This is a genomic window from Fusibacter sp. A1 (genome assembly GCF_004125825.1).
In the GTDB taxonomy this organism is placed as follows: domain Bacteria; phylum Bacillota; class Clostridia; order Peptostreptococcales; family Acidaminobacteraceae; genus QQWI01.
In genome coordinates, this window is record NZ_QQWI01000006.1 from 86921 (window position 1) to 102084 (window position 15164).

Consider the following 15164-nt stretch of genomic DNA (forward strand, 5'->3'; position numbering starts at 1 on the left):
CTAAGTTGAGAAACTCATCAACAAAATGTTGCTTTCATTCTCTCTTAAATACTTGAAATCTTGACCATACCAATCTTCCTTAATCGTCCAAATATGCGACTTATCTTTGCTCATTTTCTCTTTGATCTGTGGATTTTCATCTTTCCAGTTTCTGATCAAATCGCCCCATAGATTATCCGTAAGTAAGTGAGCATAGTAACCTAATATGAAACTCTTCCTTGATATTTCATCAGATTGTGCGTAATACTCGCTTAAGAACCTCTCCGGTTCACATTTAGACCCGATCGACCTAAAATGAGTTATTTTAGCATCAGGAGTAAATGCTGACCAGTCCTCGTTTGCCTTATTACAGTCAGGTGCTAAATTTCCTATAAGAAACAATCCCCTATCAAGTTTCATCTTGTCTAATATATTTTCAGCTACTCATAAATGTGCAATCCATGTTGCCATACCAAGCCTCCATTTACTTGTGAACCTATCGCCTTGTTCATTATTACTTCATTCTCCTAAACTCAGTTTTTTACTCTTCATTACAGCCCTTCATTACAGATCACAATATGGTTATAACCCTTTTAATAAAGGCTTTTATAATATTATACCTCCTCGAGATATCTTATTCCTTTGCCAGTTGACTTCGCATAGCTGATTTCAGATTTCGTACTACTACCGATGTAACCGCCTTTATTGATCACAAATATTTCATTTGCCATGTCAATTTTTCGCTTGTGCATATCATCAAGCATGTCTTTTGTATCTTCCTTCCAAACTTCATTATCACCGGAATGACCAAACATCCCGACAGAAATCACAATATTCCCTTGCAGGGTCAAGTCTTTTTGTACTTGCAGAAATTCATCTTTAAACTTGGTGCTGCCACATAAGGTAACTACATTGTACTCTTTCATCTTGATATCTCCTTTTGCTGATTAGTTCACTTATTCCCTAGAGTCTATCTTTGTAAAAATCATCTTCTATCAAAACTACCTTACAAGTAATATTTTAACATTTACAACTACCATACCCTATAGAAAGTTTTCTTAGATTTTTTTGTTATTTCATATAAGGTTTCGATTTTATTCTAAAGCCGATTATTATCAATAACTTCAAATAGCAGAACACTCAATTTCACACCAAATGCGAGTTTCATAAATAGCTGCCACTTTACATTTTAAAGGAAATTTTCTACAATCGAAATTGTTACATCTAATGAATTTATCGAAAAACTAGATGCAAAACCATAAAAAGTATTATGATGGATTCAGGAGGTATGCACATGAAGAATTTATTTGAAGAATTTGCGAATCACGATTCAGTTGCAGGCATTGTCATCGGGGGATCTAGAGCTACCGGTACCTTTGATGAGTTATCGGATTGGGATATTTATATCTATACGACCTCGCCGATTGAAGAAGCTGAAAGAAAGGCCATTCTCGAACCTCTTGTTTCTTATATGGAGTACGGCAACACCTTTTGGGAGCTTGAGGATGACGGCCGTCTATTGGACGGCACTACGATTGAACTGATCTATAGGGACCTTGATGACTTTGAAGCCGGTATCCATAAGCTGCTGGAACAGGCGCTTGCAGGCACGGGATATACAACCTGCAACGCACATCACCTGCAGCATGGTTTAATCGAATACGATGCGACCAAGCGACTTGAAAAACTGAAGCACAAACTAAACGCCCCCTACCCTCAGGCGCTTAAGGATGCTGTGATCCTCAAAAACAGTGCGCTGCTTAAGGATCTGATCCCTTCTTTTTACTACCAGCTTGAAAAGGCATATAAAAGAAACGATTCATTCAGCATCAACCACAGGATGACTGAGCTGATGGCAAGCTATTTTGATATCATCTATGCCATAAACGAAGCCTATCATCCAGGTGAAAAAGGGTTGATCGCCCATTCAAGCAAGCTTGCTAAGCTTCCAGAGGGTCACACGGAAACACTTGAAGCCGTTTTTGAGTTCATGTTCCAAAACAGCGTCGCCTGCCTGTACTATACAAGAAAGCTGATCGCTAGGCTTGAAAAGTTGATCTTAGCTGAAGGGTATGATTTATCATTCGCTAGATCTGAATTCTAGAAGAAAAGCACAACTACTCCGTCTCACGACTGTATAGCTGTGCTTTTCTTTTAGTTCTGTTTTAGTTTTCTGTTTTAGCTTTCTATTTTAGCGTTCTGATCCAGTCCTGGGCTTCTGTCTCTTCTTTGAAGACCTCGAACTGTCTGCCTGTAAGTTTGCCAAGCGAATCAAATTTCATTTTCTGCAGGAGTCCAACACCGAAGATAGCGGATTTTTTTACGATTGATCGGTTGGCCATCGCAAGTTCTTCAATTCCTTTTGTCGCCGCTTTGTTGAAGCGGGCGTTCTTTAGATTAGTGATGACAATGAGTTCTCTCTGTCCTCTTTCTCTAATTATCTGCTGCGATTCCTTAAACATATTAAGAAGTTCATCGCTCGATAAGCCCGAAAAATCCTGCCTAAGCACTAGCTTGCCATCATATGTAGACCATTTGAACCTTTCCATAATAAAATCCTCCCCCTTAGTTTAATTTTACACTTAATCAGAAGAAGATAATCTTAAGGTTTTCTTAAATTTGTGTGAGAATTGGATGACTTACATTCATAAGGCAATCACAAGTATGGTAAAATAGACAGATAAGAAGGAGGTACAACTATGGCTGATGTTATTGATTATAAGATTTACGGTGGTGAGATGCAGGTCGTCGAGATCGAACTCGATCCACAAGAAGGCGTACGCGCGGAAGCTGGCGCCATGATGTACATGGAAGACTACATACAGATGCAGACCAATATGAGCGGTGGTCTTTTCGGTGGATTCAAACGCATGCTCACCAGTGAAAGCTTTTTCATCACAACCTTTTTGAATACGGGAAAAGGCAAAAGTCGTGTCGCTTTTGCAGCACCATTTCCAGGCAAGATCCTACCGATCGACCTGACGAGTTACGGCGGAACCTTCATCTGTCAAAAAGATTCCTTCCTATGCGCTGCAAACGGAATCGATATCGACGTGACCTTCACTAAAAAATTAGGCGCAGGTTTCTTCGGTGGCGAAGGTTTTATCCTTCAAAAGCTTACAGGAGACGGACTTGCCTTCATTCACGCCGGTGGCGGAATTATCGAGAGAACGCTCGCACCAGGTGAAAGACTTAGAATCGACACCGGTTGTCTGGTTGGATTCGAGTCCAATGTAAATTACGATATCGAGTTCATAGGCGGATTTAAAAACGCCCTCTTCGGTAAGGAAGGGCTCTTTTTAGCGACACTTACAGGACCTGGTAAGGTTTATCTACAGAGCCTGCCTATTTCAAAGCTCGCAGAGCGAATCCTCGCCTCATCCAGAACAAAAGCTGAGGCTGGTAGCGGAAACAGCGTTGTCGGCGGCATTTTGGGTGGTCTCTTCAACGAGTAAACGCACGCTGTCTAATTACAAAGAAAAACGGTCAGGAGTTCTCACTCCTGACCGTTTATTTTTAGTTTTATTTTTTTTGAATTCCTTTTTCGACGATCTCCAAGTAGCCTTCTTTTAAAAGTACACCGATCGAACGTTTAAACGCGCGCTTGCTCATTTTAAATATCTGCTTGATTTCATCAGGATTGGAATAGTCGTTATAAGGTAGGAAACCGTCAGCTTCTTCAAGCATGGCCTTGATCACATCGACATCCGAATGAATTTGAGTAGCCACTTTCTCACGCAGCGCCAAATCCAATTTGCCATCCTCTTTGATAAAAGTGACCCTTGCCTCAATCTTTTGACCGGCCTTCAACTCACCAAAGCATTCGCTTTTGGGAACTAATCCATGATACTTGTTGTCTACTGCGACAAAGGCGCCGATTTCATCATGAATCTGATAGATCGTGCCTGTTACCCAGTCGCTAGGATGATAGGTCGACTCGACTTCAAGACGGCCACTGATCTTCATGGTTGCAGACAACCGATCCGATAGATCGACATATAGCATGACAACTACTTTGTCACCTTTTTTCACCTTGTATGTTTGCTCTTTATATGGAAGGAAGAGATCTTTTTCCAGTCCCCAGCTTAAAAACGCCCCGTGGCTTGTAACATCCACCACTTTAAGCTCTGCGATTTCTCCAACTTCAAGTTCGGGTCTTAGCGTTGTAGCGATCAGTCTGTCTTCTGAATCATTGTAAAGAAAGACTTCGATCATATCACCCACTTCGATATCGTCTGGAACGTATTTTGTAGGAAGTAGCACATCCGTATCGCTACTCTCGTCGATATCGTTAAGATATGCACCTACTCCAGTGAATCGTAATACTTCCAGTGACTGCGTTTTACCTAATTTTTTCATTATATCACCTTTCCATCGGCGTCTGTACCGATTGTACTTGTCAACTCGTATGACCTTACTACTATATCAAGTTTATCCAATAATACAAGACAATAAATATTACGATTTCGTAATTAGATTTCGAATTTTGGGGTATAGATACAATAACATCAAATTTCTATACGCTAGAAAGGAGGACACTATGTTCGGTTCTGGATATAATGAAAATGCAGCGCTTATGCCTGAATTGTTTGATGAATACAGTCATGATGAGTTGAATGAAGTGGAACGTATTAAGAAGATTCAAAAATTAAGGAAAGAATATAAGATAGATTTGAAGAAGAATAAAAAAAACTTAAAGTGAACTCTGAGGAAGGTGACTGATCACCTTCTTTTTTTCTTGTGTGTTATAATAGACCTTATCAAGAAAAGGAGTGACTATGAAAAAATCACATATCGTTTTACTGCTAATAATCGCTATCCAAACGTTCTTTCTAGTTTCTGTCATGACACGAAATCCAAGCGAGTCAGACCAACAGAAAATAACTATAGAACTACCTGCAATCGCCGCTGAAGCCGACGTGAATATCAAACCGATTATCTCTGGAGCCCTTCCACCACATATATCAGATGATCTATCGACACTATGGGCAAGCATCGAGAATGAAAGTGTCTTTCCTCTTTCTGAAGAAAACGCGCTCAATGCAATGAAAGAGGCCTTGGTCGCAAGCCTGAACGATCCTTACAGCCAGTGGTTGTCAAATGACGATTACGACGAGCTTACTCAAAGCATCGATAGCGACTATGCGGGTATCGGCATCGACCTTATTGTAAATGATGACGAGTTCGTCATCGCCAACGTTCTTAAAAACGGAAATGCCTACAAAGCGAAATTGCTTGTTGGAGATAAGCTGATCAAACTCAACCATATCGAACTACATGGCAATTACGACCTGTTTGAAGCTGCAAGATCCATGAGCAAGAATTCTATCGATGTCACCTATGAGCGTGACGAACGGACTTACGAGACGCACATCGAGCTATTGCCCTATCATGAACCTTCTGTTACCCACCAGGCGCTTAGCGACGAGGTCTACTATATCGACATCAATACTTTTTCACAAGAAACATTGCAGCTTTTTGAAGAAGCATTGTCACAAGTTAAGGACGGAGACTACGGCTATGTCATCTATGACTTGAGATTCAACTTTGGCGGATGGATGGATATCTGCTATGATATGCTGTCGCTTGTGAATGATGAGAACGACATCGCCTATATTAAGGATTTAAGTGGCGTCATTAGCGCCCAAAGGACAAGAGACCAGTACATCGACACTACTCCTTATGTGCTCATCAATAACGATAGCTACAGTGCGGCTGAATTATTCGCCCAAGGAATGAGACTTCATGACAGCGCTGTGATCATCGGCGAGACCTCTTATGGAAAAGGTGTCATGCAAGGGCTTTATGAAACGGACGATGGTGTTCTCAAATTGTCGGTGGCACATTTTAGCGCAGGACTTAATGACTTTTTCACCAATATCGGAATAGTGCCGGACTATCCATCACCTGCCGTTTATCGTGGTAATGTCGACTCACAGCTTAACAAAGCGATTGAACTTATCATGAAGGATAGTGAATAAAATTACTGGTGAGTACAATTAATAATAGTGTATTCCCTGTCAATCCATTAAATTTTCAGAACTTTCTGCCGATAAACCATTAAAGCATACTTTATTATGCCAAAGACAAGGAGGTCTAGTAATGAGTGATCAAATTAAAGCAGTCGGACCGGTGGTACCTTTAAAACCACTGCAAGCCATTGAGCCTAAACCAACGAAAAAAGACGATCCCAAAGCTAATAAACCCGAAGGTGCGGCAGTAGCATATACACCATCCGCCCCAGAAGAGCTAGGAAGCAGTTACGATAAGAAGGGTCATGTCATCAATCAAACAAAAATTGACGAGCTTAAAGCGGAAGCAGAACAGGCTTACTCATCATTGATAGAAGCGGTTAAATCCATGATTGAAAGACAAGGACTAAAATATGAGGATGTTCTAAAAGCCGTTGCCAAAAGCAAGGAAACTGGTGAAGAGGTCCTGATCGAAGTGGACGATGAGATGAGAGCCGAGGCACAAGCGGCAATCGCCGAAGACGGATACCACGGCGTGAAGCAAACCTCAGAAAGAATCATCGAATTTGCCAAAACAATCTCTGGTGGCAATCCTGATAAATACGATCAGCTTGTTTCAGCGATAAAAGATGGATTCGATGCGGCAAAAGAGGCTTTTGGCGGCGAGCTACCCGAAATTTCTCAGCAGACCTATGACGCTGTGATGGAAGGCCTTGACGCTTGGAAAAACGGTGATTCTGTAGAACAGGAATAACCAAGTAAGCCGAAGAATGGCAAAAAAATGATAAATCCGCTGTTGGCGTAGTTTCATCTACACAACAGCGGATTTTTTATTGCCTATTCGCTTATCGTTTCACTAAGCAGTTCAGTTGTTTTTTCAAGAAAATCCTCTTCTGTTTCTGTGAACACCCATTTTCCGTTTACATATCCAAAACTGTTTTCGGGGTTCATTCCACATTCGCTCAGACAGTCGATCTCAACGTTCTTCTCACCGAATTTCTCGATAAGCTCATCGATACTGACATTTGAGCAGCTAGGACATACTTGAATCATTTCAACTGTTCCTTTGCCGCCTTGATGAACTCTTCTTCAGTATCTACGATGATAAATTCCTCATTCACATAACCGAAGCTTTCATCGGGATTCATCCCGCACTGCCCCAGGCAGTTTACTTCAACCAAGTCTTCTGAGAAAGTCTCAACAAGTACATCAACATCCACATTTGAGCAATTTGAACAAACTCTGATCATTCTATATTCTCCTTCTTCTAGCTACATTTAGTTTATAGTGGTTCTGAACTAAGAATACACTAAACGAGAATAATAATCAATATCAAATTTGAATTTATAGGACTTCCTATCCTTCCAGTTCGAGCTCCGCCTCATGGACGATGGCACGCCCTCTCCACTTGCCGCTTCTCCATCTGAAAATCATGATGATCGCGCGAGTGATCTCGTCGGCAGTCATGGCAATCCAGATGCCCGCAAGACCCCATCCAAGATGAATGCCAAGAACATAGGCACCTAGTGTCGAGATTCCCCACATCGATAGTATTCCGACGATTACAGGGAAGTTGACATCGCCTGCAGCTCTCATACTGAAGATCACGGTGATGTTCGTCACCCTTCCCAGTTCTAAGAACAGGTCGATGATTAGGATCTTGGCACCAAGCTCAATGATTTCCTTATTGTCTGTGAAGATTCCCAGCAGCTGATATCTGAACAGTACAAAGAGCAGAGAAACTGTCAGCGACGCAAGAATCGCTTTTCTCAATGATTTGAAGACTAGATGGTATGCGTCATCATACCTGCCCGCACCGACAAGGTACCCTGTGATTATCTGTGTCGCTTGGGCGATTGCCATCGCAAACAGGAAGGTGAACCAGATGATGATCATCGAATACATTCTTGTTGTGACTGTGGTCGTGCCCATGATGTTGATAAAGGCGAAAATGAACATCTGGGAAAACTGCCATGAGATCGGTTCACCGGCAGAAGGCAGCCCGAGTTTAAAGAACTGCTTCACCATTTCTTTTGGGAACGGTATCAAATTCTTTAGGTGGATATGCTGCTTCATCACAAGTACGAGATAAGACAACATGATCAGCATGCCGATAGACCTACTCACGACGGTGGATATGGCGACACCTTTTACGCCAAGTACCGGAAGACCGAGGGGGCCGAACAGGAATATATAGTTGCCTATGACATTCAGTATGTTGATGCCAAGTGCGATATACATGGTAAGCTTTGTGTTTCCATGGCTTTTGTGGATTGTCGACAAGGTCATGTACATCGCCGATATCACTAAAAAGCCCATAATGACATCAAGGTAGCTCTTGGTGTCTGTGACTAGCTCAAGCGGAAGATTGATCAATTTGAAAAACTCGCTCTGGAACATGAAGATTCCAATGGTCATGACCGTCGCGATAAAGACGTTGAACACGGTCGCTATAGAATAGACCTGGTTGAGCTTCTTTTCTTGTTTCGCACCAAGATACTGTGTGATCATGATGCCTGTCGCAGCGGTTGTGATGGTGAAAAGCATGTTGATCGTGTTGACCATCTGATTGGCGTTTCCCACAGCCGCTACGGCACTGTCGGAATACCTGCTGAGCATAAAGGTATCCACGTTGCCCATCATCATAAATAGCAGCATTTCTATAAAAATCGGCCAAGCTAGTGAAAACACCGATGTATTTTCTGATATCTTATTCATGTCGTCTCCTAATTGTCATAAAATTATTTCACTACTCTAAAGATACTATACCACAGCCCGGCCTGACTGCTACTTGTGAGAATTGCTAAAAAGGAAGCGGCTTTATAGACTTAACCGTCAATAAAACCGCTCTGTTTGCGTAAATGAAACTTAATCGATGATATTGAACTCCGATTCATCCTCTAGTGACTCGATGATGGATTCTCCTTCCTGATAGCCAGTACCGATAGGTTCTCCGCCACCAGCGTAGTAATGGTTGTCCATTCCGTATGAAATCGTTTGAAAACCGGTCAGGTCTAGCGAGCCTTCGCATTCCGGATCGATGACGTAGTCCTCTTCGATGAAGGACTTGACTACACGGGCTAAGAACAAGACCCTGTGCTCCACCTGCACCTTTTCAAAGACCTCGCAGTAAAGGGTCACCGGAGCTTCCTCGATGGCGATATAGCCGTCCTCGTCTACGGTTGTCGTAAAGAGCTGGCTCTTATCGAAGGCTCTACCGCTTTTCATACCACAAGCGTCGACTTCATCCAAAAGTTCGGGTGTGGGAACATTGATCGAGTATTTGCCTGACTCGTTGATCAGTTCAGTAATATAGTGATCCTGGTGTAGTGAGATCATCATCATTGCAGGTATCAGGCTGATGACAGCGACGTCTCCCACTGTCGTAAAGTCCATCCTATCATCGGATTTGGATCCTACGACGACGATTGGCACCGCATGCAGCAAGGGATAGGCTTTGACATTTATCTTCATTTTTAGTAACCTCCTAGAGTAGTTTTACCCAATTATGCGTTCTCCACACTCCTTTAAAACTCAATCTCCACTTTTTCTTTTTCGAATTTTGAAAGCACGTAGTAAATGGTCGGCACAACGGTCAGTGTCATGATCGTTGCAACGATCAGTCCTCCGATAAGGGCTATGGCCATCGGACTGAAGAAGGAGCTGTCTGCGAAAACCAGCGGTACGAGACCAAAAATAGTGGTCACCGTACTCAGCAGTATCGGTCTCATTCTTCTCGAAACCGAGTCCCTGCATGCTTCAATCGTCATCAGACCACTTTCCCTTGCCCTGTTGATATATTCAATAAGCAAGATACCGTTATTCACTACAATACCTATTAAGCTGGCTGCGCCAAGTCCTACCGTAAAGGTAAAGTTTGTTCCTGTCACAAAGAGTGCGAACACGATACCGATAAGGGCAAGCGGAACCGTACTCATGATGATGAAGGGCTGAATCAGTGAATTGAACTGGATCAGCAGAATCACATAAATGATCACAAGTGCGAACAGTGCCGCAATAGCAAGTCCTGACAAGTACTTGACCATCGTCTCCGTATCTCCACCGTAGCTGATCTTCACGTGATCAGTATCGAGCTGTTCGATGAAGCTCTGTAGCTCCATTTGAATGTCGGTACTGCCGTATTGGGGTCTGACATCAGAGGCGACAGTGATCACGGTTTCCCTATTGTAGCGTTTGATGGTATCCAGCTCCAATTTCATGTCCACATCGGCGAACTGCTTTAACAGTATTTTATTTCCGGTCCAACTGGATTTGATTCTCAAATTGCTGATATCTTCAATGGACTTTACATCAGACGAGACAAAGATATCGTAACTCTGGTCATCCTTTGTGAACACAGTCGCTTTAGAACCGTTCAGTGCCAGATTGATCTGAAACTGTATATCGTACTTAGACAATCCGAACTGCATAGCCTTATCGTCATCCACATCCAGCAGATAACTATAGCGATACCCGGGCTCTCTTAACTGTACGTTCATCGTCTCTGTTCGGTCTAGAAGATAATCGTAGATGGGACCTGCGACGGCTTTAAGTTCCTCGTCGCTCGCTCCAGATATTCTAACTTCTATGGTCGATCCCGGCATGTTTATTTCGAGCAGGTTGGCTGTCCCGTATCCGCCGACAAACCTACGGTCGAACTCACTTTGCAGATGATACAGGAAATCCGCTCGTGTTTCAAACCTAGTATCCTTTGAAAGGTCGAAGGCTGCAAGAATCTGTCCGTTGTTCTCACTCGGCATGATAAAATCTGCTGTCATATAGAACCTTGGTAGCCCGCCCCCCACTGCACTTGTAAGTGTCGTGATTTCGGGTTGGTCCCTCAAGATGGATTCTGCGAGCAGAACCAGTTCTTTCGTACTTTCTATGTCACCGATAATCTCATTGGATATGTTCACATAGACGATGTCCTTGTCCACATAAGGGAACAGGCGCATGTCCACTGAAGTGATAAAGGTATAAATCGCTCCGATAAGCACAAGCATCACCAGAAACAGGCTGAACAAAGGTCTTTTCAAGTTGTTTTCCAACAGGTTCGTATAAAACTTGCTGACAACCGACAATATGTCATGCTTCACATGCCTTTCTTTGAGTGCCATACTTGCAAGTGAAGGAGTAACAAGCATCGCCACCACATAGGATGCGACAAGCGTCACAATAACGACAAGGGGCAAGGACTCTATGAACTCACCCGCCTCACCCGGCAGGCTCATCAGTGGCATGAAGGCTGCAACTGTCGTAAGCGTCGAAGTAAGCACAGGAATCGACTGCTCTTTCGCTCCTAAATAAGAAGCTTTTACCTTATTCATCCCATCGTTGATATGGACCTGAATCGCATCGCTTATTACGATCGCATTGTCGACAAGTATTCCTAGTGAAATGATCAGTGCGGAAATGGACACTTGCTGAACATCCACAGACAAGAACTGCATCGTGGCGAATGTCATTGCAAGTGACAAGGGGATTGCGACTGACACTACAATCGCGTTTCTAAATCCCATTCCAATAAAGATCACAAGTACGACAAAAAGAACACCCTGAAGAAGGTTCATGATAAAGTCATTGACTGAGTTCGCCACGTCTTCGGGCTGAAACAGTACTTCTTCAAAGATCAAGCCTTCAGGGAACTTCACTTTTAAACGGTCGATGGAGGCTCTGACCTCTTTTCCGATGAGTACCACATTTTCGTCATCATCAAATTGAGCCGTCACAAGCACCGCATTTCTTGAATCCTTCAGGTAATAAAGGGAACCCTCGTCATAGGAAAATTCAACTTTTGCAACATCCTTCAACCTGACAGCAGCACCGGTCTCTGCAGATATGCTTACTATCAGATTTTCCACATCGCCGATCGACGAGATGCTTTTAGGAACCGCTACGTTGATTTTACCCGCAGGGGTGTTGATTGACCCGGGAGGAATGACCACGTTTTGAGCTCTTATGACATTATAGATATCCTCGATACTGATCCCCAATTTATAGATGGAGGCTTCATTGACGGTCACTTCGATCCTTTGGATCTGTTCACCCTCGATTTCGACGCGCTTTACACCATCAAGACCGGACAGTTCATCCTTAACCTCTTTTGCAAACTGCGACAAACGGGACTGGTCATATGTGTCACTCGATAGTGAGATGATAACCCCTGCCGAGTAGGTCATATCCGTATCCACATCAAACGGCATCGCTCCATCAGGCATTTCGGGCGAGAGACGCTCCAAACCTACCCTTAGCTTATCCCACTGTTCATCGTAATCCACCGTGTGAGTCAACATTCCTATCACAATCGACACATTGTCTTGAGAATAGGATCTGATAGTTTCAACCCCATCAAGGGCTGCTATCTCGTCTTCCACTTTTTTTGTAACCTGTTCTTCGACGGTTTTTGCAGATGCTCCTGGATAGACGGTTATGATTTGAACCGCCGGGCTTGACGTGTCTGGATTTTCTTGTCGTGGAAGGTAGTAGTATGCATAGAACCCGTATAAGATGACAAGCACAGATAGTAATATGGTGACCTTTCTTTCCTTTACCGCTAACGCAATCAGCCTACTCATCTTCTTCACCTACGATATGGACCTTGTATCCGTCAGATAGGGTATTTGTCCCTCCGACTACAAGTGTTTCACCGCTGCTAAGACCTTCAACCAATACTTTGTCCTTGTATAAAGAAAGTAAGGTGATGTCTCTTCGCATCGCCCTGTCATTTTCTACTACATACACATAGTCTCTACCATCATTCAAGATATGAGACATGTAAATCCATATTCCCTCTTGTTTTTCAGATGCTAGAACCACAGTCACTACCTCTCCTAGAAGAAGGGAGCTACCCTTGTTCACATCGATTTCTATCGCATAGGTTCTTGAGACTTCATCCGGCATCATATCGATTTGTCCGATACTGCCTGTGAAGGTCTCACTGCCTGAAAGGACTTCAACGGAATCGCCAATCTTGAGTTTCTTCACATCCCTAGAGGTCAATCCCACTTTCACGATCGTATCATGGCCTCTTACAAGCACCACAGGATACCCCGCAGAGACAAGTTCTCCAGATTTATTGAAGACCTCAAGCACGAGTCCGTCCATATCAGACACAAGGACGGTATCCTCGACAGTATCTTCACTGTACTGAGTCTGTAGTGACGCCTGGTTGTAATTGGCTTGAGCCTGCGACAGCTCCCTACCAGCGATGTCGTATCTGAACTGGATATCCTCAAGCTGCTGTTTTGAACCGGCCCCGACCTCCACTAACGCTTTCGTGTCAGAAAGAAGCTCCCCGTAATAGTTATAGGCTTCCTTGGCTTTTTCAAGTTCCTGAAGCGCAGCCCTTTTTTGCTGGTAAGACGAATCCGAAGCGATCGTCTGCTTATCTGAATTAAGCACCGCTAAAATCTGACCTGCAATGATTTCATCACCTACGCCAACTTCAACCCGATCAATCGTACCTCCTGCTAGAAATGCGTATTTCTTAATTTCTGCAGGTTCGACATATCCCATATACGTCAGTTCTACAGGGTTGGTAGTGGTCTTTAGCGTCTCAACCGTCACGGGCTTTTCTTTTACTACCACTTCTATCATTTTTGACTGGCATCCCGAAATCAATAAAGTCAGGATGAATATAAAACATAATAGTATTTTTTTCATGTCGTCACCTACTCTCTCATTGTCATATAGGACATAAATACCTGTAACCGGCTACTGGTCGTATCGATATCTTCGTGGTCCGCTAGGATCGCCTCGACCCCCTTAATAAGGGCAATAGCGGCATACTCACCCGAACCGTTGAGTTTAAGCCCTAATTCAAGACTCCTACCGACCCACGAAATCAAATCAAAAACATGGGGATGGTGCCTTAGCTTATCCGCCGACTGCAAGAGGATCATCAGATCGGTCATATGCTTATCCAGCAGCGTCGGTACCAGACGGTTCAGACCTTCAAGAATCCTCTTGGCTGTCATCCGTTGTTCCTCAGTAGTAGCGCTCCCGTCAAGTTCTGTATGGAAGCCGACCTTTCCCGCGCTTCCTTCAAGCAGAACGCCGTTTATCGCTGAAATCACATCACTGATTATCGCATCATACATCGCTTCCTTATTGTCGAAGTACCTATACAAGTTTCCGACCGTCACTCCAGCTCCTTTTGCAATTTGTCTCATGGAGCTCGATTCAAATCCTTCAACGACAAAAACCTCACGCGCTGCATCGAGTATGTTGAGTCTTATTTCATCCTTCAGCACTTGAGCCATAAGTACCTCCTTTTTATATAATAAACATGCGTTCATTATATACCCAAAATTAAATTGCTTACACAAAAGTAAACAATTGTTCATTTTTAAATTTACACTGTTCTCTTCAAGAAGTCAATGCTCATTTTTTATTAATAGGGCACAAGTATGTGGTATAATGATAACCTAAAATAAAGAAAGAGAGTGTATGTAGATGTTTAGAACAATTGTTTGGTTTACTTATTTTTGGCTTTATCAGCTGGTAAAACTACCAGAGTTTCTCTGGCTTAAGACACAAGAAGAATCAAAGCAGCATGAGGTCGCTGTAAAAAACGCGTCTTCATGGGCTAAAAGCCTATTACGTCTTGCAGGATGTAAAACTGAAATTACGGGTCTTGAACATATTCCTATTGAGGGTGCGGCACTTTATGTATCCAACCACCAAGGCGCCTTTGACATTCCACTGATGCTCGCCAACATCGACAGACCTTTCGGGTTTATCGCAAAAGAGGAGCTCGCAAAGCTGCCCTTTGTCAGCAGCTGGATGAGGTACCTTCAATGCGTGTTTATCACAAGAGGCAATCCTAGAGAAGCGATTAAAGCCATCAACGGCGGAGTAAAACTGCTAAAGGACGGTCACTCGCTACTTGTATTCCCAGAAGGAACAAGAAGCAGGGACGGTCAGTTGCTCGCATTCAAGCCAGGCAGTCTCAAGCTTGCTACAAAATCGGGCGCTCCTATCATTCCAATTACGATCAGCGGTTCAATTCATCTGATGAAAAAAGATAGTCTGATCATCCAACCGGCCACTGTGAAAATCACCATTCATCCGCCTGTCTTGATGACGGATGAATTTAAAAACGACACGGCTCAGCTAGCTACACTTGTCGAGTCTACGATCGCATCGGCACTATAAATCATTTCATATAAAGGCGGACAGTTCATTTTGGCTGTCCGCTTTTGCTTTGTAAAA

At 43.2% G+C, this 15164-nt stretch carries 17 protein-coding genes; 6 read left to right on the forward strand and 11 right to left on the reverse strand.

Annotation, left to right across the window (positions count from 1 at the left end; genetic code table 11):
* On the reverse strand, positions 1-399 hold the full coding sequence (locus tag DWB64_RS09770) for a hypothetical protein (protein WP_129488048.1): 399 nt from the start codon (positions 397-399) through the stop codon (positions 1-3).
* A gap of 194 nt (positions 400-593) precedes the next feature.
* On the reverse strand, positions 594-905 hold the full coding sequence (locus DWB64_RS09775) for a hypothetical protein (RefSeq protein ID WP_129488049.1): 312 nt from the start codon (positions 903-905) through the stop codon (positions 594-596).
* 368 nt (positions 906-1273) lie between these two features.
* On the opposite strand from DWB64_RS09775, the gene DWB64_RS09780 reads away from it, so the two are divergent.
* On the forward strand, positions 1274-2083 hold the full coding sequence (locus DWB64_RS09780; protein ID WP_164980343.1) for a DUF4037 domain-containing protein: 810 nt from the start codon (positions 1274-1276) through the stop codon (positions 2081-2083).
* Between the two features lie 82 nt (positions 2084-2165).
* On the opposite strand, the gene DWB64_RS09785 is transcribed toward DWB64_RS09780, so the two are convergent.
* The gene (locus DWB64_RS09785) at positions 2166-2528 is read right to left on the reverse strand and encodes a hypothetical protein (RefSeq protein ID WP_129488051.1); all 363 of its coding nucleotides are present in this window, start codon (positions 2526-2528) and stop codon (positions 2166-2168) included.
* Between the two features lie 150 nt (positions 2529-2678).
* On the opposite strand from DWB64_RS09785, the gene DWB64_RS09790 reads away from it, so the two are divergent.
* Entirely contained in the window at positions 2679-3434 is a 756-nt protein-coding gene (locus tag DWB64_RS09790) for a TIGR00266 family protein (protein WP_129488052.1), read from the forward strand.
* Between the two features lie 67 nt (positions 3435-3501).
* On the opposite strand, the gene DWB64_RS09795 is transcribed toward DWB64_RS09790, so the two are convergent.
* A complete protein-coding gene (locus DWB64_RS09795) occupies positions 3502-4338 on the reverse strand; it encodes a S1 RNA-binding domain-containing protein (protein ID WP_129488053.1) in 837 nt (278 codons plus the stop codon).
* A gap of 181 nt (positions 4339-4519) precedes the next feature.
* Between DWB64_RS09795 and DWB64_RS19260 the strand changes: the two genes are divergently transcribed.
* From DWB64_RS19260 to DWB64_RS09805, 3 genes are all read left to right on the forward strand, one after another.
* Positions 4520-4681: a hypothetical protein gene (locus DWB64_RS19260; RefSeq protein WP_164980344.1), complete on the forward strand. Its 162-nt coding sequence runs from the start codon at positions 4520-4522 to the stop codon at positions 4679-4681.
* A gap of 76 nt (positions 4682-4757) precedes the next feature.
* Positions 4758-5960 carry a S41 family peptidase gene (locus DWB64_RS09800; protein WP_129488054.1) on the forward strand — a complete coding sequence of 401 codons (1203 nt, stop codon included), beginning with the start codon at positions 4758-4760 and terminating at the stop codon, positions 5958-5960.
* Between the two features lie 121 nt (positions 5961-6081).
* Positions 6082-6705, forward strand: a complete 624-nt coding sequence (locus DWB64_RS09805; RefSeq protein ID WP_129488055.1) for a hypothetical protein — start codon at positions 6082-6084, stop codon at positions 6703-6705.
* An 83-nt stretch (positions 6706-6788) separates the two neighbouring features.
* On the opposite strand, the gene DWB64_RS09810 is transcribed toward DWB64_RS09805, so the two are convergent.
* From DWB64_RS09810 to DWB64_RS09840, 7 genes are all read right to left on the reverse strand, one after another.
* Positions 6789-7004 (reverse strand): DUF1450 domain-containing protein, encoded by a 216-nt coding sequence (locus DWB64_RS09810; protein WP_129488056.1) that lies wholly within the window; start codon positions 7002-7004, stop codon positions 6789-6791.
* The gene (locus DWB64_RS09815; protein WP_129488057.1) at positions 7001-7201 is read right to left on the reverse strand and encodes a DUF1450 domain-containing protein; all 201 of its coding nucleotides are present in this window, start codon (positions 7199-7201) and stop codon (positions 7001-7003) included. The genes DWB64_RS09810 and DWB64_RS09815 overlap by 4 nt, the downstream gene beginning before the upstream one ends.
* Positions 7202-7307: 106 nt before the next feature.
* Positions 7308-8669, reverse strand: a complete 1362-nt coding sequence (locus DWB64_RS09820; protein ID WP_129488058.1) for an MATE family efflux transporter — start codon at positions 8667-8669, stop codon at positions 7308-7310.
* A gap of 150 nt (positions 8670-8819) precedes the next feature.
* The gene (locus DWB64_RS09825; protein ID WP_129488059.1) at positions 8820-9425 is read right to left on the reverse strand and encodes a flavin reductase family protein; all 606 of its coding nucleotides are present in this window, start codon (positions 9423-9425) and stop codon (positions 8820-8822) included.
* Positions 9426-9478: 53 nt separating this feature from the next.
* The gene (locus DWB64_RS09830) at positions 9479-12526 is read right to left on the reverse strand and encodes an efflux RND transporter permease subunit (RefSeq protein ID WP_129488060.1); all 3048 of its coding nucleotides are present in this window, start codon (positions 12524-12526) and stop codon (positions 9479-9481) included.
* The gene (locus DWB64_RS09835; protein ID WP_129488061.1) at positions 12519-13613 is read right to left on the reverse strand and encodes an efflux RND transporter periplasmic adaptor subunit; all 1095 of its coding nucleotides are present in this window, start codon (positions 13611-13613) and stop codon (positions 12519-12521) included. The genes DWB64_RS09830 and DWB64_RS09835 overlap by 8 nt, the downstream gene beginning before the upstream one ends.
* Positions 13614-13621: 8 nt before the next feature.
* Positions 13622-14212: a TetR/AcrR family transcriptional regulator gene (locus tag DWB64_RS09840; RefSeq protein WP_164980345.1), complete on the reverse strand. Its 591-nt coding sequence runs from the start codon at positions 14210-14212 to the stop codon at positions 13622-13624.
* 193 nt (positions 14213-14405) lie between these two features.
* Between DWB64_RS09840 and DWB64_RS09845 the strand changes: the two genes are divergently transcribed.
* On the forward strand, positions 14406-15107 hold the full coding sequence (locus DWB64_RS09845; RefSeq protein WP_129488063.1) for a 1-acyl-sn-glycerol-3-phosphate acyltransferase: 702 nt from the start codon (positions 14406-14408) through the stop codon (positions 15105-15107).
* Positions 15108-15164: the final 57 nt, after the last annotated feature.

Bases quoted from the DNA above. Each gene is read 5' to 3' on its own strand.
- DWB64_RS09770 (WP_129488048.1), bottom strand. From the start codon at position 399: ATGAAACTTGATAGGGGATTGTTTCTTATAGGAAATTTAGCACCTGAC.
- DWB64_RS09775 (WP_129488049.1), bottom strand. From the start codon at position 905: ATGAAAGAGTACAATGTAGTTACCTTATGTGGCAGCACCAAGTTTAAA.
- DWB64_RS09780 (WP_164980343.1), top strand. From the start codon at position 1,274: ATGAAGAATTTATTTGAAGAATTTGCGAATCACGATTCAGTTGCAGGC.
- DWB64_RS09785 (WP_129488051.1), bottom strand. From the start codon at position 2,528: ATGGAAAGGTTCAAATGGTCTACATATGATGGCAAGCTAGTGCTTAGG.
- DWB64_RS09790 (WP_129488052.1), top strand. From the start codon at position 2,679: ATGGCTGATGTTATTGATTATAAGATTTACGGTGGTGAGATGCAGGTC.
- DWB64_RS09795 (WP_129488053.1), bottom strand. From the start codon at position 4,338: ATGAAAAAATTAGGTAAAACGCAGTCACTGGAAGTATTACGATTCACT.
- DWB64_RS19260 (WP_164980344.1), top strand. From the start codon at position 4,520: ATGTTCGGTTCTGGATATAATGAAAATGCAGCGCTTATGCCTGAATTG.
- DWB64_RS09800 (WP_129488054.1), top strand. From the start codon at position 4,758: ATGAAAAAATCACATATCGTTTTACTGCTAATAATCGCTATCCAAACG.
- DWB64_RS09805 (WP_129488055.1), top strand. From the start codon at position 6,082: ATGAGTGATCAAATTAAAGCAGTCGGACCGGTGGTACCTTTAAAACCA.
- DWB64_RS09810 (WP_129488056.1), bottom strand. From the start codon at position 7,004: ATGATTCAAGTATGTCCTAGCTGCTCAAATGTCAGTATCGATGAGCTT.
- DWB64_RS09815 (WP_129488057.1), bottom strand. From the start codon at position 7,201: ATGATCAGAGTTTGTTCAAATTGCTCAAATGTGGATGTTGATGTACTT.
- DWB64_RS09820 (WP_129488058.1), bottom strand. From the start codon at position 8,669: ATGAATAAGATATCAGAAAATACATCGGTGTTTTCACTAGCTTGGCCG.
- DWB64_RS09825 (WP_129488059.1), bottom strand. From the start codon at position 9,425: ATGAAGATAAATGTCAAAGCCTATCCCTTGCTGCATGCGGTGCCAATC.
- DWB64_RS09830 (WP_129488060.1), bottom strand. From the start codon at position 12,526: ATGAGTAGGCTGATTGCGTTAGCGGTAAAGGAAAGAAAGGTCACCATA.
- DWB64_RS09835 (WP_129488061.1), bottom strand. From the start codon at position 13,613: ATGAAAAAAATACTATTATGTTTTATATTCATCCTGACTTTATTGATT.
- DWB64_RS09840 (WP_164980345.1), bottom strand. From the start codon at position 14,212: ATGGCTCAAGTGCTGAAGGATGAAATAAGACTCAACATACTCGATGCA.
- DWB64_RS09845 (WP_129488063.1), top strand. From the start codon at position 14,406: ATGTTTAGAACAATTGTTTGGTTTACTTATTTTTGGCTTTATCAGCTG.